The 18218-nt window shown below is 63.0% G+C and carries 20 protein-coding genes and 1 tRNA gene; 9 read left to right on the forward strand and 12 right to left on the reverse strand.

Annotated features, from left to right (window positions below):
* Positions 1 to 78 precede the first annotated feature (78 nt).
* Positions 79 to 888, forward strand: coding sequence for a carbon-nitrogen hydrolase family protein (locus tag J7I86_RS02335; RefSeq protein ID WP_214815180.1), 810 nt, complete (start codon positions 79 to 81; stop codon positions 886 to 888).
* Between the two features lie 366 nt (positions 889 to 1254).
* On the opposite strand, the gene rlmB is transcribed toward J7I86_RS02335, so the two are convergent.
* From rlmB to J7I86_RS02365, 6 genes are all read right to left on the reverse strand, one after another.
* Positions 1255 to 2247, reverse strand: a complete 993-nt coding sequence (rlmB, locus tag J7I86_RS02340) for a 23S rRNA (guanosine(2251)-2'-O)-methyltransferase RlmB (RefSeq protein ID WP_105692036.1) — start codon at positions 2245 to 2247, stop codon at positions 1255 to 1257.
* Between the two features lie 80 nt (positions 2248 to 2327).
* On the reverse strand, positions 2328 to 3782 hold the full coding sequence (gene cysS / locus J7I86_RS02345; protein WP_214815181.1) for a cysteine--tRNA ligase: 1455 nt from the start codon (positions 3780 to 3782) through the stop codon (positions 2328 to 2330).
* Positions 3783 to 3817: 35 nt separating this feature from the next.
* On the reverse strand, positions 3818 to 4171 hold the full coding sequence (locus J7I86_RS02350; protein ID WP_214815182.1) for a hypothetical protein: 354 nt from the start codon (positions 4169 to 4171) through the stop codon (positions 3818 to 3820).
* A complete protein-coding gene (gene ispF, locus J7I86_RS02355; RefSeq protein ID WP_214815183.1) occupies positions 4164 to 4715 on the reverse strand; it encodes a 2-C-methyl-D-erythritol 2,4-cyclodiphosphate synthase in 552 nt (183 codons plus the stop codon). Before ispF ends, J7I86_RS02350 begins: the two co-directional genes overlap by 8 nt.
* On the reverse strand, positions 4715 to 5497 hold the full coding sequence (gene ispD / locus J7I86_RS02360) for a 2-C-methyl-D-erythritol 4-phosphate cytidylyltransferase (protein WP_214815184.1): 783 nt from the start codon (positions 5495 to 5497) through the stop codon (positions 4715 to 4717). The genes ispF and ispD overlap by 1 nt, the downstream gene beginning before the upstream one ends.
* A gap of 121 nt (positions 5498 to 5618) precedes the next feature.
* Positions 5619 to 6101, reverse strand: coding sequence for a CarD family transcriptional regulator (locus J7I86_RS02365; RefSeq protein ID WP_011690592.1), 483 nt, complete (start codon positions 6099 to 6101; stop codon positions 5619 to 5621).
* A gap of 293 nt (positions 6102 to 6394) precedes the next feature.
* On the opposite strand from J7I86_RS02365, the gene J7I86_RS02370 reads away from it, so the two are divergent.
* Positions 6395 to 6937, forward strand: coding sequence for a hypothetical protein (locus J7I86_RS02370; protein WP_214816769.1), 543 nt, complete (start codon positions 6395 to 6397; stop codon positions 6935 to 6937).
* A gap of 101 nt (positions 6938 to 7038) precedes the next feature.
* On the opposite strand, the gene J7I86_RS02375 is transcribed toward J7I86_RS02370, so the two are convergent.
* Together J7I86_RS02375 and J7I86_RS02380 are read right to left on the reverse strand one after the other, a co-directional pair.
* A complete protein-coding gene (locus tag J7I86_RS02375; protein WP_020608526.1) occupies positions 7039 to 7719 on the reverse strand; it encodes a response regulator transcription factor in 681 nt (226 codons plus the stop codon).
* On the reverse strand, positions 7716 to 8990 hold the full coding sequence (locus tag J7I86_RS02380) for a cell wall metabolism sensor histidine kinase WalK (protein ID WP_214816772.1): 1275 nt from the start codon (positions 8988 to 8990) through the stop codon (positions 7716 to 7718). Before J7I86_RS02380 ends, J7I86_RS02375 begins: the two co-directional genes overlap by 4 nt.
* A gap of 199 nt (positions 8991 to 9189) precedes the next feature.
* Between J7I86_RS02380 and phoU the strand changes: the two genes are divergently transcribed.
* Complete coding sequence (phoU, locus tag J7I86_RS02385) at positions 9190 to 9843, forward strand: phosphate signaling complex protein PhoU (protein WP_026548399.1); 654 nt, start codon at positions 9190 to 9192, stop codon at positions 9841 to 9843.
* A gap of 139 nt (positions 9844 to 9982) precedes the next feature.
* On the opposite strand, the gene J7I86_RS02390 is transcribed toward phoU, so the two are convergent.
* A complete protein-coding gene (locus tag J7I86_RS02390) occupies positions 9983 to 10729 on the reverse strand; it encodes a phosphoglyceromutase (protein WP_214815185.1) in 747 nt (248 codons plus the stop codon).
* A gap of 166 nt (positions 10730 to 10895) precedes the next feature.
* Between J7I86_RS02390 and J7I86_RS02395 the strand changes: the two genes are divergently transcribed.
* On the forward strand, positions 10896 to 11717 hold the full coding sequence (locus tag J7I86_RS02395; protein WP_214816775.1) for a class I SAM-dependent methyltransferase: 822 nt from the start codon (positions 10896 to 10898) through the stop codon (positions 11715 to 11717).
* Positions 11718 to 11723: 6 nt separating this feature from the next.
* On the opposite strand, the gene J7I86_RS02400 is transcribed toward J7I86_RS02395, so the two are convergent.
* On the reverse strand, positions 11724 to 12065 hold the full coding sequence (locus J7I86_RS02400; protein WP_214815186.1) for a DUF2516 family protein: 342 nt from the start codon (positions 12063 to 12065) through the stop codon (positions 11724 to 11726).
* Between the two features lie 9 nt (positions 12066 to 12074).
* On the reverse strand, positions 12075 to 13259 hold the full coding sequence (locus J7I86_RS02405) for a PLP-dependent aspartate aminotransferase family protein (protein WP_214815187.1): 1185 nt from the start codon (positions 13257 to 13259) through the stop codon (positions 12075 to 12077).
* A 73-nt stretch (positions 13260 to 13332) separates the two neighbouring features.
* Between J7I86_RS02405 and tmk the strand changes: the two genes are divergently transcribed.
* Genes tmk through J7I86_RS02420 form a run of 3 tightly spaced genes read left to right on the forward strand, consistent with a single transcriptional unit; the run spans position 13333 to position 16816 of the window.
* Positions 13333 to 14022: a dTMP kinase gene (tmk, locus tag J7I86_RS02410; RefSeq protein ID WP_214815188.1), complete on the forward strand. Its 690-nt coding sequence runs from the start codon at positions 13333 to 13335 to the stop codon at positions 14020 to 14022.
* Complete coding sequence (locus J7I86_RS02415; protein ID WP_214815189.1) at positions 14019 to 15170, forward strand: DNA polymerase III subunit delta'; 1152 nt, start codon at positions 14019 to 14021, stop codon at positions 15168 to 15170. The genes tmk and J7I86_RS02415 overlap by 4 nt, the downstream gene beginning before the upstream one ends.
* Before the next feature lie 8 nt (positions 15171 to 15178).
* The gene (locus J7I86_RS02420; RefSeq protein WP_214815190.1) at positions 15179 to 16816 is read left to right on the forward strand and encodes an alpha/beta hydrolase; all 1638 of its coding nucleotides are present in this window, start codon (positions 15179 to 15181) and stop codon (positions 16814 to 16816) included.
* Here J7I86_RS02420 and J7I86_RS02425 read toward each other — a convergent pair.
* A complete protein-coding gene (locus tag J7I86_RS02425; RefSeq protein ID WP_214815191.1) occupies positions 16813 to 17544 on the reverse strand; it encodes an HAD family hydrolase in 732 nt (243 codons plus the stop codon). The genes J7I86_RS02420 and J7I86_RS02425 overlap by 4 nt on opposite strands.
* 216 nt (positions 17545 to 17760) lie before the next feature.
* Here J7I86_RS02425 and J7I86_RS02430 point away from each other — a divergent pair.
* Positions 17761 to 17833 (forward strand) — tRNA-Thr (locus J7I86_RS02430).
* A 75-nt stretch (positions 17834 to 17908) separates the two neighbouring features.
* On the forward strand, positions 17909 to 18187 hold the full coding sequence (locus tag J7I86_RS02435) for a helix-turn-helix transcriptional regulator (protein ID WP_214815192.1): 279 nt from the start codon (positions 17909 to 17911) through the stop codon (positions 18185 to 18187).
* The last annotated feature ends 31 nt before the right edge of the window (positions 18188 to 18218 follow it).

Raw genomic sequence — 18218 nt, forward strand, 5'->3', positions numbered from 1 at the left:
TACCGATTGTGTCGCCTTGCTCTGCCTCCTTGTCGGTGGGATTGGCATACTGGGACGAAGACAACTGGAGGTTTTATCGTGCGTGTGGCACTTGCCCAAGTCATCACCGGCCGGGATCTGGCCGATAACTTGCGACTCCTTGAGGAGAACGCCCGCCTGGCCAAGGACGGCGGCGCCGAGTTGGTGGTCTTCCCTGAAGCGATGATGCGCGCGTTCGGAAACTCGCTGCTGGACATCGCCGAGCCCTTGAATGGGCCTTGGGCCAGCCGGGTACGGTCCCTCGCCGAGGAACTTCAGCTGGTGATCGTGGCCGGCATGTTCACCCCGGGCACTCCCTCAGACTCCGGCTCCCCACGGGTGCGCAACACGCTTCTGGCCACCGGACCGGGCGTGGATACGAGCTACGACAAGATACACCTCTTTGACGCGTTCGGCTTCGCGGAATCGGACACCGTTGAGGCTGGCACAGATCCGGTAACGTTCGACGCCGGTGGACTCACCTTTGGTTTGGCCACATGCTACGACATCCGCTTCCCTGCCCTGTTCACTGCCAACGCCCAGCGGGGAGCTTCGGTGAACATCGTCTCTGCGTCGTGGGGATCAGGTCCGGGCAAAGCCGATCAGTGGCAACTCCTGGCCCGTGCCCGCGCCGTGGACACCACCACGTTCGTGCTCGCCTGCGGCCAAGGTGATCCAGCGACCCAAGGCATCGAGGCCAAAGGTGCCGCACCCACGGGCGTGGGGTACTCCGCCGTCGTATCTCCGTTCGGCCAAGTTCTTGATGCGCTCGAAGGCGAGCCGGGTCTCATTTTCTACGAGCTGGACCCTACCGCCGTGGATAAAGCCCGCGCACAACTCCCTGTGCTGGCCAACCGCCGCGACTTCTAACCCGCGCGCTCCCTCACATCCCAAGCCCTTCAAACCAGCGCTCCCTCGCATCCCGAGCCCGTCAGCGTCCGGCCCAAACCCGAGGGATGTGAGAGACCGTCCAGCCCAAACCCGAGGGATGTGAGAGACCGTCCAGCCCAAACCCGAGGGATGTGAGAGACCGTCCGCCCCAAACCCGAGGGATGTGATAGAGCGTGGCACTCCGGGCACACGAAAGGCGCCGCGGGGGCCATCCGGAAGCGTGCGTCTAAGCGAGGAACGAGCGAGCACGCGGAGGATGGCGCCTGCGGCGCCTTATCGAGGACTACTTTGATGGCGCTTGCGGCGCCTACGGGAGGATAACGGACGCGCCGCCGGCGCGTAAGACTACTTAGCGGCGCGCTGCCTCGACACTTCGTACAGCGAGATTCCGACGGCCATGGACGCATTGAGCGACTCCATGGCGGAGTCGATCGGGATCGAAACGATTTGGTCGCAGTTTTCCCGGACGAGCCTACTGAGGCCCTTGCCTTCGGAGCCCACTACGATGCACACAGGTTCGGTGGCAACGGTGAGGTCCGGCAGCGAGACATCGCCGTCGCCGTCCAAGCCAAGGACGTAGATGCCCATGTTCTTGAACTGCTTGAGCGCGTTGTTGAGGTTCGCAGCACGGGCAACCGGGACACGGACAGCGGCACCGGCACTGGTCTTCCACGCGGACGCGGTGACGCCCACGGAGCGACGCTCGGGGACGATCACGCCGTGGCCGCTGAAGGCAGATACGGAACGGATGATCGCACCGAGGTTGCGGGGGTCGGTGATGCCGTCCAGTGCTACGAAGATGGGGGCGTTGGAGATGTGCCCCTTCTTCCACTTTGCGAGGGTTGTCTCGGCGAGGTCGTAAGCGTCCTCGTACTCGTACGGCGGGATCTGAAGGACCAGCCCCTGGTGGACGGCGTCTTCGGTCATGCGGTCCAGCTCAGCCTTGCCGGTTTCCAGCAGAGGGATGCCGCGTTCGGCCGCGAGCTTGAGGGATTCCTTGACGCGATCGTCCATCTCGATGCGGATGGCCACGTGCAGTGCCTTGGCGGGGATGCCGGCGCGGAGGGCTTCGACCACCGAGTTACGGCCGGTGACCAGCTCTTCCGTTGCACGGCCCTTGGGACCGGAGCGGGCGCCGGCGCCACCGGGACGGGTGCCCGGTCCGCGTTTGGCAGCCGAGCGCTCAGCCAGCTGCTTGTTCTTGTATGCCTTGTGGTAGGTGCGTTCCTCCGCCTTGGGCGTGGGACCCTTGCCCTCCAGAGCCTTGCGGCCGTGGCCACCGGTTCCGGTGGTGGGGCCCTTCTTCTGCTTGACCGACCGGCGACCATTGTTGGCCATAAGATTCCATCCTTGATTTTGTGAGTAAGTCTGGAATCAAGTCTACTGACCCGATGCAATTCGGCTGCCGCGCCGGTTCGTCAGTCGCGTTTGAGGCTCCAGGTGGCGCCGTCCGCACCGTCTTCGACCACCACACCGGCGGCAGAGAGTGTGTCCCGGATAGCGTCGGAAGCAGCCCAGTCCTTGTTGGCCCTGGCCGCAGCACGGGCTTCCAGTTGAGCTTCGATCAGCACTTCCAGTGCCGCGTGCTCGCGTCCTTGGACAGCTTCCGGACGCTTCACCGAATCCAGGCCAAGCACTTCGGTCATCGACAGCACACTGTAGAGAGCGGTTTTCGCGGCTTCCACGTCACCGGAAGCCAACGCCGTGTTTCCTGCCCGCACTGTTTCGTGAAGCACGCCAAGCGCCTGAGGCACGTTGAGGTCGTCATCCATGGCCGCAATGAAAGCAGCGGGCATGTTGGCTTGCGGGGATACATCCGAGGCGCCCGTTCCCACCTTGGCGGATGCCTTATGAATGAAACCGTCAATGCGCTCGACGGCGGCAGCTGCCTCCTGCAGGGACGTGGGCCGGTAGTCCAAGATTGAACGGTAGTGGGCCTGGCCGAGGTAATAGCGGACTACGCGAGGCGACGCGAGCTGGAGCATTTCGGCCGGGCTCACCGTGTTGCCGATGGACTTGGACATCTTTTCGCCCTCGTAAGTGACCATGCCGTTGTGCATCCAGAAGTTGGCGAAATCGTCGCCGGCAGCCTGGGACTGGGCCATCTCGTTCTCGTGGTGCGGGAAGCGAAGGTCCAGTCCTCCACCGTGGATATCAAACCGCGGCCCAAGGTACTTGGTGACCATTGCAGAGCACTCCAGGTGCCATCCGGGACGGCCTGCACCCCAGGGCGACTCCCATTTGGCGGTGACGGGCTCGCCGTCTTTGAAACCCTTCCACAGCGCGAAGTCGCGGGGATCGCGCTTGCCCCGAGGGTCGGCGTCGGGCGCTCCCTGCATGTCATCAATATTTTGCCGCGTCAGCGAGCCGTACTTGCTCCAGGAGCGGACGTCGAAGTAGACGTCGCCGGAATCGTCCAGCGCGGGGTAGGCATGTCCGCGGTCGATGAGGCGCTGAATCAGTGCGTGCATTTCCGGGATGTGGCCTGTGGCGCGGGGTTCGTAAGTGGGCCGTTGGACGCCGAGGGATTCGTAGGCGTTCTCGAATTCCTGCTCGTAGCGGTACGCCAGGGCCCACCATTCTTCGGCCTGGCGTGCCGAGGGATCCGCGTCCCAGTCCAGCCCGAAGGACTGCGCGGACTTGGCCAGGATCTTGTCGTCGATGTCCGTGACGTTGCGTACCACGGTGACCCGGAGGCCGCGGAATTCGAGCCAACGCGTCAATTGGTCAAAGGCGATGGCCGACCTGACGTGGCCCACGTGCGGCATTCCTTGGACAGTGGCCCCGCAGTAGTACACGCTGGCCTTGCCGTCTTCGAGGGGAACGAAGTCGCGGACTTCGGCGGAGGCAGTGTCATAGAAGCGCAGGGTCACCGCTCCAGATTAGCCGATGACGCGGCGTGACCTGCCTACTTGCAGTATTCGCCGATCTTGTTGAACTGCACCTTGAGCTTCTCCTGTTGGTCCTGGGTGGCTGCCCCGAGGGAGGATGCCGCCGCTTCGTCCATGATTGCCGCCATCGCTTTGATGGGGTCCCCGATCTCCGGAGCCAGTTTTTCCGCGATCTGGTGATAGTGCTCGGCGATCTGTTTGGACTGCTGCTGCTGGTTGCCGTCGGGTTTGAAGGTGTCGTCGTTCAGGAACGCGCAGCTGGCTGTGACGTCCATGGTTTGAGTCCCTCCACAACCGCCCAGCAGGAGCGAGGCAGCCAGGCCTGCGGACAACACGGCGGCACGCACGACGCCGACGCTTGGCTTAGGCATGTGGCGCGCCTTTCGCAGGGCCAGACTCTGAAGCGGCCGCCTCATGGGCGGACGCCGGATACACGAGGGCGGTGGCAACCGCGGAAATTCCTTCGCCCCGGCCGGTGAAACCCAGTCCGTCGCTGGTGGTTGCCGTGACGCTGACCGGCGCGCCCGCGGCTTCGCTCAGGACCAGCTGGGATTCTTCCCGGCGAGGTCCGAACTTGGGACGGTTGGCCACGAACTGAACTGCGACGTTGCCGATCTCGAACCCTGCCTCGCGCACGATGCGTGCCGCTTCCCCGAGTAACTTGACCCCGGAGGCGCCCGCGAACTCAGGGCGGTCCGTGCCGAAGTGGGTGCCCAAATCACCGATCCCGCAGGCGGAGAAGAGGGCGTCGGCCGCAGCGTGGGCTACGCAGTCGCCGTCGGAATGCCCCGAGAGCCCCTGCTCGCCCTCCCAGAACAGCCCGCCCAACCACAGCGGCTGCGGATCATTTTCGGGAGCAAACGCATGGACATCTATGCCAACGCCGGTGCGGGGAAGGACCACGTTCCGTGTCATCAGCCTTCCACCCAACGAATTCCCAGCGGCCCCTCGAGCAGGCCCTCGGCAATGATGAGGTCCAACGGCGTGGTGATCTTCAGAGACTGGCTCGCGCCGCGGACGGCATGGACCGGAACGCCAAGGAGCTCCACCAACATGGCGTCGTCTGTGACAGCTGCTGACTGTTTGTCGTCGAAGAGCCCGGCAGCTTCGTGTGCCCTGCGCAGGACGGCCAGTTCAAAACCTTGCGGGGTTTGAACCGCCCGGAGCTGTTCGCGGGGAGCTGTGCCTGTGACAACTTCCGGGGCAATGGAGGAGTCTGCGCCGTTCGTTTCGGCAACGGTCTTGATGGTGTCTACTACCGGCATGGTGGGAATGACGGCCTTCGCTCCGGAGGCCAAGGCAGCGGATACGCGCTGGAAGACCCGCTCGGGCGTTAGGGCGCGCGCGGCGTCGTGGACCAGGACCAGTTCCATTCCGTCCTCCAAGGCAGCCATGGCGGCGCGGACCGAATCCGCGCGGGAGGAACCGCCGTCGACCACTGAAATTTCGGGGCCGCCGTCCACCAAGTCAATAGTGAACTCGGAGATGGACTCGCGCAGGGCGGTGTCCCCCTTGGGCACGGCGATGCAGATCTGGCGCGCAACATCCGAGGCAACCACACCACGCAGGGCATGCATCAGGATGGTTTCGCCGCCCAGCGGTACCTGGGCTTTGGGCATGCCGTAGCCGAGGCGTTCACCGGAACCGGCAGCAACCACGATCACGGCCGTAACGGCGCGCTTGGAAGGAATACTCATGCGCCCAAGGTTATGCGGAATGTGCATGGAATACCCACAAGCCGGGTAATTCCGCGATGCTGCAGCTAGCTTTGTGGCAAAAAGAAACCCGGCGGCGCTTTCGCACCACCGGGCTCAATTCTTAGGAAGCCAAGACCTCGTCAAGAACGCTTGCAGCCTTCTCTTCATCCGTCTTCTCAGCCAGGGCCAGTTCTGAAATCAGAATCTGCCGCGCCTTGGCCAGCATCCGCTTCTCACCTGCGGAAAGGCCGCGATCGTGATCACGACGCCAAAGATCGCGAACGACCTCTGCCACCTTGATGACATCGCCTGAAGCAAGCTTCTCCAGGTTCGCCTTGTAACGACGTGACCAGTTGGTAGGCTCTTCAGTGAACTCGGCGCGGAGAACGTCAAATACGTGCTCCAAGCCTTCTTTGCCCACTACGTCCCGGACCCCAACAAGGTCAACATTCTCTGCTGGAACTTCTATGGTCAGATCACCCTGAGCCACCTTGAGCTTGAGATACATCTTCTCTTCGCCCTTGATGGTGCGCATCTTGATTTCCTCAATTTTTGCTGCACCGTGGTGAGGGTAAACTACTGTCTCGCCGACCTCAAAAACCATGTGGACTTTCCCCTTTCCCGCAGATTAGTCTATCACGATTAAGGCATACAACTGGCACCCGACAGGGCCTTCTACCGCGCCAATAAAGGGAATAAGGCCCTAAACGACTTCCTCCAAGGTCTTGACGTATTCGGCGAAAGATGCTTCCCGGAGGCTAAGTGCGAGCAAGATCTCCTCCGGCGATGGCGCCACATAGCCTTCCCGAATCCTTATTTCCGCCAGTTTGCCGATAGGCTATGGCTGAAAAGTGTTCCAATGACTCTTGAGGAGTAGGTGTCGTGCGCAATACTGCGATGAACCCTGTCCAGCGCGGCAAGCTGGCAATTGCGGCGGCTGCAATCGGCGTCGGTCTTCTGTCCGTCACCGGCTGTGGATTCGTCAACGCCCAGCAGACTACCCACCAGTACTCGGCATCGGACGGGATCAAAGCTGATCTCGGTCCCCTGCAGTTGCGTAACATCCTGATTGTTTCCTCGGGCGAGAAAGAGCCGGGCCGTGTTATCGGTGCCGTGTTCAACCAGTCCGGCAACGACGTCACCCTCACCGTGAGTGGCGCGAACGGTGCCCAGACCGAGATCCCGGTCAAGGCCAACTCGGAGACGTACCTGAACGACACCGCAGATGCCGCCATCCTCAGCACCGCGGGCGTCGTGCCGGGTGGCCTCACTCCTGTGACCATTCGCAGCGGATCCGACTCCGCCACCATCAACGTCCCGGTGGTGGACGGCACCTTGCCTGAGTACGCCAAGTACCTGCCCTCCACACCGACCCCGACGGCAACGCCAACGTCGACGTCCACGGCAACCACCTCAGAGGCTCCGGCCGCCGGCCACTAGCAGGCAGCAAGATGTAAGCGACACAAAGGAAGGGTCCCGCCGCGGCGGGACCCTTCCTTACTTATATAACCGTCTCTATCATGACCCTTAGCTACAGACCTTTACGGCTCGAACTTGTAACCGAGGCCGCGCACTGTCACCAGGTATCGAGGTGCAGAGGGATCCGGCTCGATCTTGCTGCGAAGCCGCTTCACGTGGACATCCAGGGTCTTGGTGTCCCCCACGTAGTCCGAACCCCACACACGGTCGATCAATTGGCCGCGCGTTAAAACCCGGCCCGAGTTACGGAGCAGCATTTCCAGCAACTCGAACTCCTTGAGCGGCAGCGAGACCTGCTCGCCGTTGACGCTCACCACGTGGCGTTCGATGTCCATGCGCACAGGACCGGCCTGCACCGTGGAGGTAATAAGTTCCTCCGGCTCGCCCTGCCGACGCAGCACCGCGCGGACGCGGGCCACGAGTTCGCGGGAGGAATAGGGCTTGGTGACGTAGTCATCGGCGCCGAGCTCCAGTCCAACAACCTTGTCGATTTCGGAGTCTTTGGCCGTCAGCATGATCACCGGGACGCTGGAGCGTTGCCGAAGTTGGCGGCACACTTCCGTCCCCGGAGTCCCCGGCAACTGCAGGTCCAAAAGGACGAGGTCGGCGCCGTTCCTGTCGAACTCCACCAAAGCGTCGCTGCCGTTATCCACTACCTCGACATCGAACCCTTCCTTGCCCAGGAGATAGGACAGGGGGTCGCTGAAGGACTCTTCGTCCTCCACTATCAAAATCCGGCTCAAGCGCTGGCTCCTTGCTCTTGGGCGCCATTGGCACCCCTTTGATGATTCACGCGATGGTGTTGTTGCCTTACGGGACGGGACTCGAGGACGGCGGCGGCCTGAAGTTCGGAAGGCGCAGCCGCCGCGGAAGGCGGCAGGCCGGCGTCGTCATCCTGGCCTTCCATCTCCGGCAGGCGGACAGTGAACGTTGAGCCTTGGCCGGGCTGGGACCACACGGTCACCTCACCGCCGTGGTTGGAGACCACGTGCTTGACGATGCTGAGACCCAAGCCCGTGCCGCCGGTATGCCGGGAACGTGCAGCGTCCACGCGGTAGAAGCGTTCGAACACCCGTTCCTGGTCCTCCGGCGTGAGGCCTTCGCCTTGGTCTGTGACGGAGATGGCGACCACGCCCTCCCGCGTCCGGACACCGACTCCCACCCGCGTGTTTTCCGGCGAGTAGCGGATGGCGTTGTCGATCAGGTTCCGCAGTGCGGTGACCAGGAGGTCGTGGTCACCGAACACCAGCGACTCCGAGTGTCCGCCCACCACGATCTGGATGTTCTTGCTTTCTGCCGGCAGCTGGGATCGATCCACAGCTTCGGAGATGACGGTGTTGATATTCACCGGGAGACCCTGCTGGGCGACGTTGGCTCCCTGCAGGCGGGAAAGTTCAATGATGTCCTGGACCAAGGCTGCCAGTCGTCCGGATTCCTTGTGCATGCGCTTGGCGAACCGGCGCACTGCTTCTTCGTCATCGGGCGAGGCTTCGAGGGCTTCGGCCAGGAGCGAGATGGCACCCACGGGAGTCTTGAGCTCATGGGAGACGTTAGCCACGAAGTCGTTCCGGATCTCCTCGGTGCGGGTGATCTCGGTGCGGTCATCGGCCAGGAGCACGATGTATTCCCACCCGAGCATGGCTGCCCGGACCTGGACCACAATGGTTCCTTTGCCCAGCGGACCACGCGGGAGTTCGTATTGCTCCTCGAGAATCACGCCGTCGCGGCGGACCTTGGCAGTCATGTCCAGGAGCTGTTTGTGGACCACTGTGTGGCCGCGCACCAGGCCGTACGCGTAGGCCGCAGGACTTGCGCGGACGACGCCGTCGATCGCGTCCACCACCACAAAAGCACGCCCGACGACGGACAATACTTCCGCGGCACCCTCAGGAAGCAGGGGTTCGCTCACGTCCAGGTCCACGATGCTGCGCTGCCGCTCGCTGATTCTGAACGCGAGCATGCCAAAGACGCCCAACGACAGGCCTACCAGGCCAGCGACGACACCTATGAGCAATGGATCCACGTGTCCAGCTTATGCTGTGGAAACACGGCCAAGCAGTGATCCGGCCCCAAACGCGGACGGTTCAACTAACGTTCATCTAAAGGTGCCGAACCGTTCACTGGCCCCTGACACAGTTACTGGTTGGACTGTCAATGGTTTTGAAATCCGCCGCCCGGCATGGGAACAGGATTTCCAAGGAAAGGACGCCTTAGTGCGCAAGGTTTTTCAGGAGGAGCTCACCCAGGTAGGTGACGACCTCATCGAGATCTCCAAGCTGGTTCACGAAGCAATCACGAAGGCTACTACTTCCTTTGAAGGCGCAGACGTGGATCTTGCCCAGGACGTCATCGCGGCAGACGCCCGAATCGACTTCCTGCAGAACAGCCTCGACGAGCGTGCCATCGACATCCTTGCCCTGCAGGGCCCCGTGGCGAGCGATCTCCGCATGATTGTGGGTTCGTTGCGCATGAGTGCATCGCTGGAACGCATGGGCGACCTCGCCCGCCACGTTGCCCAGCTGGCTCGCCTGCGCTACCCGGCCACAGTTATCCCCGCATCGCTGACCCAGACCTTCAAGGCCATGGCCCAGCACGACATCGAAATCACCGCGAAGGTCATTGAACTCTTGGAGACCCGCGACCTTGAGGTGGCCCGGGACATCCTCAAAATCAACATCGCCGTAGACGACCTGCACCTCAGCGTCTTCAAGGCGATCGCCGCTCCCGAATGGAGCGAAAGCCCTTCCACCACTGTGGACGTAGCCCTGGCCAGCCGCTACTTCGAGCGCTTCGCTGATCACGGCGTCTCGGTTGCCCGCAAGGTCACCTACCTGGTGACGGGCGAATGGCAGCCTGAAGGCTTCTAGCCCTACAGCATTAACGACGGCGGCCGGTCACCCAAGGTGACCGGCCATCGTTGTTAAACCTGCTCCGTAGCTGGTGCCGCGGGCGAACTGCGTCTAAGGGAGGAACGACCGAGCAGTCGCCGCGGCAGCAGCGGAGGAATTATTTCTTGCCCTGGTTGGCCACCGCGAGGATGGCCTGGGCTGCGGCGTCGGGATCCAGGTACGTTCCGCCGGGGTTGATCGGCTGGAAGTCCTCGTCCAGTTCGTACACCAGCGGGATGCCCGTGGGGATGTTGAGCCCGGCAATGGCGTCGTCGCTGATGCCGTCCAGGTGCTTCACGAGCGCGCGCAGTGAGTTGCCGTGGGCAGTGACCAGAACGGTCTTGCCGGCCTTGAGGTCTTCCTTGATGTCCGATTCCCAGTAAGGGAGCAAACGGACCAGGACGTCCTTGAGGCACTCGGTGCGCGGGAGTGCGTCGCCAAGATCCTGGTAGCGGACGTCGTGTGCCTGGGAGAACTCGCTGTCGTCGGACAGGGGCGGCGGCGGGGTGTCGTAGCTGCGGCGCCATTCCATGAACTGCTCTTCGCCGTACTCGGCCAGGGTCTGGGCCTTGTCCTTGCCCTGCAGCGCGCCATAGTGGCGTTCGTTGAGGCGCCAATCGCGCTTGACCGGGATCCAGCCGCGTTCGGCCTTGTCCAGTGCCATGTTGGCGGTGTTGATGGCGCGCTTCAGGAGCGAGGTGTAAAGGACGTCCGGGAGGATGTCATTCTCAACCAGGAGCTCTCCACCGCGCACTGCTTCTTGGCGGCCTTGATCGTTCAGGTCAACGTCCACCCAACCGGTGAACAGGTTCTTGGCGTTCCATTCGCTGTGGCCATGGCGCAGCAGAATCAGCTTGTAAGTCATGGTTTTCATCCTAGCTGAGCAGTTACGTGCCCTGCCCGGCGTTACGAAGAGCAACAGTATCCTGCACCAGTTCCCGCTCGGCGCACCGGAGGTCGCGGAGGCGAATGGCGGAAAGGGGTGCGCCACAATCCGCGTAGTGCACGCGCGCAGCGATAAAGTGGTGGCCGTGGTGCAAAAAGCGAAACGGGTGGGCTCTCCCCGGAGTCGGGGCGGGAAGCCCGTTGGCAACATCACCCGTGGCACCACGACTCCCAACCGGATGCGCCGCCTGGACCGCTGGCTTGCCGGGCCGCAGTCGTGGCGGCTGCGCGCCGCCGTCGACCCCCTTGTGGTGGACCTGGGCTATGGCGCCTCGCCGACCACCGCGGTGGAGCTTTTCGAACGTTTGCAGGCGGTGCGGCAGGATGTCCGGGTCTGCGGGATAGAGATTGAACCGGAGCGCGTTCGGACGGCAAAAACCTTGGAACGTCCCGGGCTCAGCTTTCACGTAGGCGGTTTCGAAGTCCCTGTGCCCGGTAACCCGGTCATAGTGCGGGCGTTCAATGTCCTGCGCCAATATGAGGAAGCTGACGTGGCCGGGATTTGGCGGCTGGTGCAGTCACGGTTGGCGCCCGGCGGGCTGTTCATTGATGGTACCTGCGACGAAATCGGACGGCGCGTCACGTGGGTCGCCTTGGATGCAGAGCGCCCCTTGAGCCTCAGTTTCTCCGTGCGGTTCGGCAGTTTTGATGTGCCATCCGAGGTGGCGGAGCGGCTGCCCAAGGCGCTGATTCACCGGAATATCCCGGGTGAGCCAATCCACGCCTTCTTGCAGGCTATGGATAAGGCGTGGCTGGAAGCGGCGCCCCTGGGATCGTTCGGAAACCGGCAACGCTGGACGGGCATGTGCCGTTCACTGCGCGACGCCGGATGGCCGCTTCAGGATGGTCCGGCGAGGTGGCGCTTGGGTGAAGTGACGGTGGCGTGGGACGCCGTGGCGCCCCTTTAGCTGCGCTTACCAGGGGCCGTAGGGGCCGACGTTGCGGTTTCCGCCGCTGCCCGCTTCACGGACCGCCGGACGGACATCGGCAAGGTAGACGCATGCGGCGGTTACAGCAGCGATGCCGAACAACCCGAGGCCGTTGCCGCCCGTCAGGACGGTCAGGGCGCCGATCGCAAGCGCCACGCCGGTCAGTGCCAGCCAGAACATCTTGGTGCGCTTGGAGGCCGCAACGAAGAGCGTCGGCTTATGGCGCAGGCAGTCCGCGAAGGCCCACAGTTCCAAGGCAAGAGCTACCAAGCCAAGGATGAAGTAAACCCCGCTGGTAACGTAAGCGATCAAAATTTTTCCGTCCACGCCTTTAGCCTAGCTGTCCAGCGACTTTAGCGCTTGGTCAAGGTCGGACCAGAGGTCTTCCACGTTCTCGATCCCGACGCTCAACCGGACCAGGTTCTCCGGAACGCTGAGCGGCTCGGCCGTGTGCCGGCGTCGGCGTTCAATCAGGGACTCCACCCCGCCAAGGGATGTTGCAGGCAGCCAAAGCTGCAAAGCGCGGACCAGTTCGTCCGCGGCGTCGGCACCGCTGCGGTGTTCGTCTCCGGAAACCTGGATGCAGAGGATGGACCCAAAGCCCTTCATCTGTACCTTGGCGCGCTCGTGCCCGGGATCGCTGGGGAGGCCCGGGTAGCGGATGGTTTCCACGCGGGGGTGGGTGCTGAGGCGTTCGGCCAGCGTCGCAGCTGAGGCCTGCGAGCGCTCAATCCGTAGCGCAAGTGTGCGGAGTCCGCGCAGAGCCAGCCAGGCCTCGAACGGTCCGGCGATGCCACCGTGGATGATGCGGTGATGCAGGAGCGTAGCGCGCAGTTCCGGGTTGGATGTGACGAGGGCGCCGAGGACCACGTCCGAATGCCCGGCCAGGTACTTGGTCACCGAGTGAAGTACGACGTCGGACCCCAGGCTGAGGGGCTGCTGCACCAGGGGGGTGGAGAAAGTATTGTCCGTGACCACGATTGCGCCCACTGCGTGAGCGGCTTCGGTCAAGGCCCGCACGTCAGCGATGCCGAGCATGGGGTTGGTGGGGCTTTCGAGCCAGAGCAGGTCTGCCTTCTTGCCGTTCCCGGGATCGATGAGGGCTTTCACAGCGTCCGTGTCCGTGATGTCCACGGTGCGCAGTTCCAGGAAGCCCTTCTCCGCGAGTTCAGTGGCCATGACCAGGGACCCTGCGTAACTGTGTGAGGGCATCACCACCACACCGCCGGCGGGAACCAGGGACAACGCTGAGCTGACTGCTGCCAGGCCGGAGGCGTAGAGCAGGCCGGGTAGCGTGGCGCCTTCAAGTTTGGCCAGCGCGTCTTCGAAGGGATCCCAGGTGGGGTTGGCGTACCGCCCGTAACCGCGATCTCCCTCGCCTAATGAGCCTGTTCCGAAGTATGTGGAGGACAGGACGATGGGCGGGTTTACGGGCTCGTCGTGGGCGCGGTCGGGGCGGCCGGCTGCAACTACAACGGTTTCCGGAGACAAATCGGCGGCGTGCTGATCGGAGAGGCTCATGGTTTCAGCGTAGTCGCGGGCAATGCTGTGGATAAAAGCCGTCTCGTATGCCGGTGATCGGTAGGCTAGTCCAGTGAGTATTAAGAGCCCAGGCCTTTTCATCGCCTTCGAAGGCGGGGACGGAGCGGGCAAGTCCACCCAGGCCGCCCGGCTCTCTGACGCCCTTGAGTCGCGGGGGCTCTCCGTGTTGCGCACCCGTGAACCCGGTGGCACCCCCATTGGTGAGAAGTTGCGTTCTCTGGTCCTGGACCACGGACACGGCATTATCGATCCCCGGACGGAAGCCCTCATGTTCGCGGCGGCCCGCGCTGCCCATGCCAGCCAGGTGATTCGTCCTGCGCTTTCTGATGGAACCGTGGTCATCACGGACCGCTACATCGATTCCTCCGTCGCCTATCAGGGTGCCGGGCGCGGCCTCGGCGCTGAGGGCGTTTTGTCGCTTAACGAGTGGGCCACCGAAGGCCTCCATCCGGACCTGACGGTACTGCTCGACGTCGAACCCTCCGATGGTCGCCAGCGCCGAACCGTCGGGGACGCCACCGAGGACAGGCTGGAGTCCGAGCCGGACGATTTCCATTCCGCTATCCGGCACGCCTTTCTGGACCTCGCAGCGGCTGCACCTTCCAGCTATCTGGTGCTGCCCGCCAGCGCCGATATTGAGACCTTGGCGGGCAGGATCCTGGAGCGCGTGGAGTCGCTGCTCCTTTCCCACGGCGCGGCTGCGTCCCCACAGGGCGAAACTGTTTCGGGCGAGCGCTCGTGAGCGTTTGGGACGACCTCCAAGGGCAGGCTCCTGTGGTCGCCCAGCTTAAGCAGGCAGCGCAGGGCGATACCGGCCTTACGCATGCCTGGCTCTTCACCGGGCCGCCGGGATCCGGCCGTTCAAACGCAGCCAAGGCTTTCGCCGCAGCCTTGAACTGCGAGCAGGACGACGTCACCATGCGCGGCTGCGGCCAGTGCGCGGCCTGCCACACCATCCTGGGTGAGACCCACTCGGATGTGACGTTTGTGCGGACCGAGAAGGTCACCATCACCATTGATGAAGCCCGCGAACTCGTCTCCAAGGCAGGTGATCGGCCGGCCACGGGAAGGTGGCGGATCATTGTGGTGGAGGACGCCGACCGTATGGCCGAGCGCACCACCAACGTCCTGCTGAAGGCCATTGAGGAACCCACACCCAGGACCATCTGGATGCTGTGTGCCCCCTCCCCTGCCGACGTCCTGGTCACCATCCGTTCCCGGTGCCGCCCGGTGAGCCTACGGCTTCCGCCGGCCTCCGACGTCGCTGATCTTTTGGTGAGGCGCGACGGCGTCGAACGCCAACTCGCGGACCGTGCTGCTCGTGCGGCACAAAGCCACATAGGGATCGCACGCCGGTTGGCCCGCGACGCCGATGCACGGCAGCGCCGGATGGATACCGTGCGAATACCGCTTGGTCTTCGAGGCGTCACTGCGGCAGTAATGATGGCCGAAAAGTTGGTCAAAATTGCCACCGAGGAAGCCAACAGCTCCAACGACGAACGCGACGCCGCAGAGAAGATCGCACTGCTGGCGAGCTTGGGCGCTCCCGAATCCGGCACTCTCCCGCCCTCCATGCGCAGCCAGGTCAGGCAGCTTGAGGACGACCAGAAACGGCGCGCCAAGCGCTCCATCACTGACTCGTTGGACCGCACGCTGACAGATCTGTTGTCCTTTTACCGGGACGTCCTGATCATCCAGTTGGGGAACGCGGTGGAACTGGTCAACGTTGAACTCAAGAGCGAACTGGAAGAATACGCGGGCCATTCGACGCCGGAAACCACCCTGGCCCGAATGGACGCCATCAACAAAGCCCGTGTCCGAATTACCACCACCAATGTGGCGCCGCTGTTGGCGGTCGAATCCATGGCCACGAGCCTCATCCAGCAATAGGAGAATGCATGAAGTCCGCACCCCGCCGGTCCGCCGGTACCCCTTCAAGGGACCGGTCTGCCCAGATTGATGCGGGTGGTGGTTCGGCGAGCCGGGGTGCTGCAGGGCGCAGGCCCGGCCGCGGGTTCGCGGCGATATGCGTTGCGCTTGCTTCCATGTTGGTACTGAGCGCGTGCACTGTTCCGTTCCTGCCGCCTCCCACAGCCCAGCCGTCCACCAGCACCGTGGATCCGTCCATCGCGGCCTCAGCACCTGAGGGCCTGGAGAAGTACTACTCGCAGTCCGTTGAGTGGAGCTCGTGCGAGGACGGCTTCCACTGCGGCAAGGTCCAAGTGCCCAAGGACTATGCCAATCCGGCATCAGGGGACATCACACTTTCTGTCATCAAGTTACCCAGCACCGGCAATAAGCAAGGGTCCATACTGGTAAACCCCGGCGGACCAGGTGGTTCCGGTGTGGATTTCGTCAAGGACGCCGGCAACACCCACTTCACCGAGAAGCTGCGCGCCAACTACGATGTTGTCGGTTTTGATCCCAGGGGTGTGGGCCGTTCCGCTCCGGTAACCTGCATGACCGACGCAGAACGTGATGCTGCCCGCGAAAAAGTGTTCCGCAAGAACACTGACGAAGGACTGGCCGCCGCGTTTGCCTTCAACAAATCATTGGCTGAGCAGTGCGCCCAGCAAACCGGTGATGTTCTGGGACATATAGATACCGTGAGCGCCGCCAAGGACCTGGACGTCCTGCGTGCGGTGTCGAATGATGCCAAGCTCAATTACTTGGGTTTCTCCTACGGAACATTCCTGGGTTCCACCTACGCGTCGCTCTTCCCGGACAAAGTGGGCCGGGTGGTCCTGGACGGCGCCGTGGATCCTGCTATCAGCAACGAAGAACTGACAGCGGGCCAAGCGGTCGCGTTCGAAAAGGCCTTGCGCACCTACGTGGCCAGCTGCCAACGGCAGCAACAATGCCCCCTGAGCGGCTCCGCGGATAACGGTGTTCAGGAAATCCGGGAACTCATCACCGCCGTGGACCAGAACCCCCAGACCGCCAAGGACGGCAGGTTGGTTACTGCCAACGACTTCGTCAACGGCCTCATTCTGCCCCTCTACAACGACCAAAGCTGGCCGGCCCTGACCCAGGCGCTGGACAGCGCCTTCTCCGGTGACGTTTCGCAGATGATGCGGTTGGCCGATCTTGGCGCCGACCGTGAGCCTAACGGCACCTACAGCTCCAACTCAGCTTTCGCATTCCAGGCCATCAACTGCCTGGACTACCCGGTGGTCACAGACGCAGCAGCCATGAGAGCCGAGGAAGTCCGGCTCATGCAGGAATCCCCCACGTTCGGCGCGTTCTTTGCCTACGGCGGCGTCAACTGCAAGGACTGGCCCTACCCCAGCACCCGTACCCCGGCACCGGTGGAATACAACGGATCGGCACCCATTGTGGTGGTAGGAACCACGGGCGACCCCGCAACTCCCCTCGAGTGGTCCCAGTCGCTGCGCAAGCAGCTGGGGAACGCCTCCCTCCTCACGTGGGAAGGTGAAGGGCACACAGCCTACGGCCGCGCGAACTCCTGCGTCAGCACCGCCGTCGACGACTACTTTGTTGATGGCAAACTGCCGCAGGACGGCCTCAAATGCTAGAGGTGCCTGGCTTCGCGCTTCTCCACCAGAAGCGGGAGCTGCTTGATGGAATCCACGACGACGGTGGCTCCCGCCGCACGTAGCGTCGCCTCTGAATGGGAGCCGGTGAGGACACCGGCCACGAGGGAGGCTCCCGAGCGCACGCCAGACAGCATGTCCGAACTGGTGTCGCCCACTACTGCTACTTCCCGCACGTCGTCGAGGTCCAGGGCGAGCACCGCCGTCAGGATCATGTCCGGGTAAGGCCGTCCCCGTCCGGCATCGGACGGGCACAGGCTGAGGTCCGCCAGCCCCATCCACCCGAGCGATTCCAGCACCATGTTCTGGGTGTGGCGGCCGAACCCTGTGGCCAGGCAAATCTGCATGCCTGACTCACGCATCCACAGGATGGCCTCCTCCGCCCCGTGAATGGAGCGGACACCGCCGTCCTCAATGAGCTCGTCATAGGTGTCTTCGAAAACCTTGTTGGCGCTTTCGGCCACGGCAGGGTCCTCGAAAAGGTGGCTGAAGACAGTCATTTTTGAGAAACCCATGGTGTCCCTCGCATAGCCGAGCATGCCCTCAAACTGAGTGCTTCCCGGTTCAATCCCATGATCCACAAGCGCACGGGACATGGCCCGCTCGGTACGGCCGTCATCAGTAATGGTTGTGCCCACCATGTCCACCACTGCGAGCCTCAGACGGTTCGGCGTGTGTGTGGCGGCCTTGGTTAGTGCGTCCTCCGTCATGGAGCGGCTCCTTCAGCTTGTATGTTTGGCGGGTGTGCCCCGCCACAGTTGATTCCCCAGCTTCCGGCTACCGGAAAACCACCGCCTGAACCTGGTCCGACGCGTGGATGAACATCCCCGCAACGGCCGCCGCCGCCGTCGTTTTGACCCGGGTGCGGTGCCTCTATTACAGTTATGTCTTGCGTGATCGCCCGGGAGACCGGTGATGAACGCGGTGCTTCCTTAGCTCAGTCGGTAGAGCGTTTCACTCGTAATGAAAAGGTCATCAGTTCGATTCTGATAGGAAGCTCAGAGAAAAGCCCCGCCGGCTCGTTGAACCGGCGGGGCTTTTCGTTTGCCAAGTCCGGGACGGAGCAGTCCGCGCATGGCTGATGATGGAAATATCGAACATTCCGACGCGCTGACACCGTTTTACCGGGCTGTTGATGCCACCTCGCTTGGACGTTCCATCGCCGGGGCGCGCAAAGAGGCAGCACTCACCCAGCACGATCTCGCCCTGAAACTGGGAGTCACCCGAGGAACCATCGTCCGCCTTGAAGCCGGCGGTGCAGTCTCCATGGTCGTGGCTATGCAAGCCATCAGGGCCGTGGGCCGCGACGTGGCCCTGGTGCCGCGCTTTTCGAAGCTTCAGGTGCGGCCATGAGCCCCCGCAAGACCCTTGATGTGTACCTGCG

Origin of the sequence: Arthrobacter sp. ISL-95 (genome assembly GCF_018613695.1) — a bacterium.
In the GTDB taxonomy this organism is placed as follows: Bacteria; Actinomycetota; Actinomycetes; order Actinomycetales; family Micrococcaceae; genus Arthrobacter.

Bases quoted from the DNA above. Each gene is read 5' to 3' on its own strand.
- ispF (WP_214815183.1), bottom strand. From the start codon at position 4,715: ATGACACGGAACGTGGTCCTTCCCCGCACCGGCGTTGGCATAGATGTC.
- J7I86_RS02370 (WP_214816769.1), top strand. From the start codon at position 6,395: ATGAACCCTGTCCAGCGCGGCAAGCTGGCAATTGCGGCGGCTGCAATC.
- rlmB (WP_105692036.1), bottom strand. From the start codon at position 2,247: ATGGCCAACAATGGTCGCCGGTCGGTCAAGCAGAAGAAGGGCCCCACC.
- J7I86_RS02365 (WP_011690592.1), bottom strand. From the start codon at position 6,101: ATGGTTTTTGAGGTCGGCGAGACAGTAGTTTACCCTCACCACGGTGCA.
- ispD (WP_214815184.1), bottom strand. From the start codon at position 5,497: ATGAGTATTCCTTCCAAGCGCGCCGTTACGGCCGTGATCGTGGTTGCT.
- J7I86_RS02405 (WP_214815187.1), bottom strand. From the start codon at position 13,259: ATGAGCCTCTCCGATCAGCACGCCGCCGATTTGTCTCCGGAAACCGTT.
- J7I86_RS02390 (WP_214815185.1), bottom strand. From the start codon at position 10,729: ATGACTTACAAGCTGATTCTGCTGCGCCATGGCCACAGCGAATGGAAC.
- J7I86_RS02435 (WP_214815192.1), top strand. From the start codon at position 17,909: ATGGCTGATGATGGAAATATCGAACATTCCGACGCGCTGACACCGTTT.
- J7I86_RS02425 (WP_214815191.1), bottom strand. From the start codon at position 17,544: ATGACGGAGGACGCACTAACCAAGGCCGCCACACACACGCCGAACCGT.
- J7I86_RS02350 (WP_214815182.1), bottom strand. From the start codon at position 4,171: ATGCCTAAGCCAAGCGTCGGCGTCGTGCGTGCCGCCGTGTTGTCCGCA.
- J7I86_RS02420 (WP_214815190.1), top strand. From the start codon at position 15,179: ATGAAGTCCGCACCCCGCCGGTCCGCCGGTACCCCTTCAAGGGACCGG.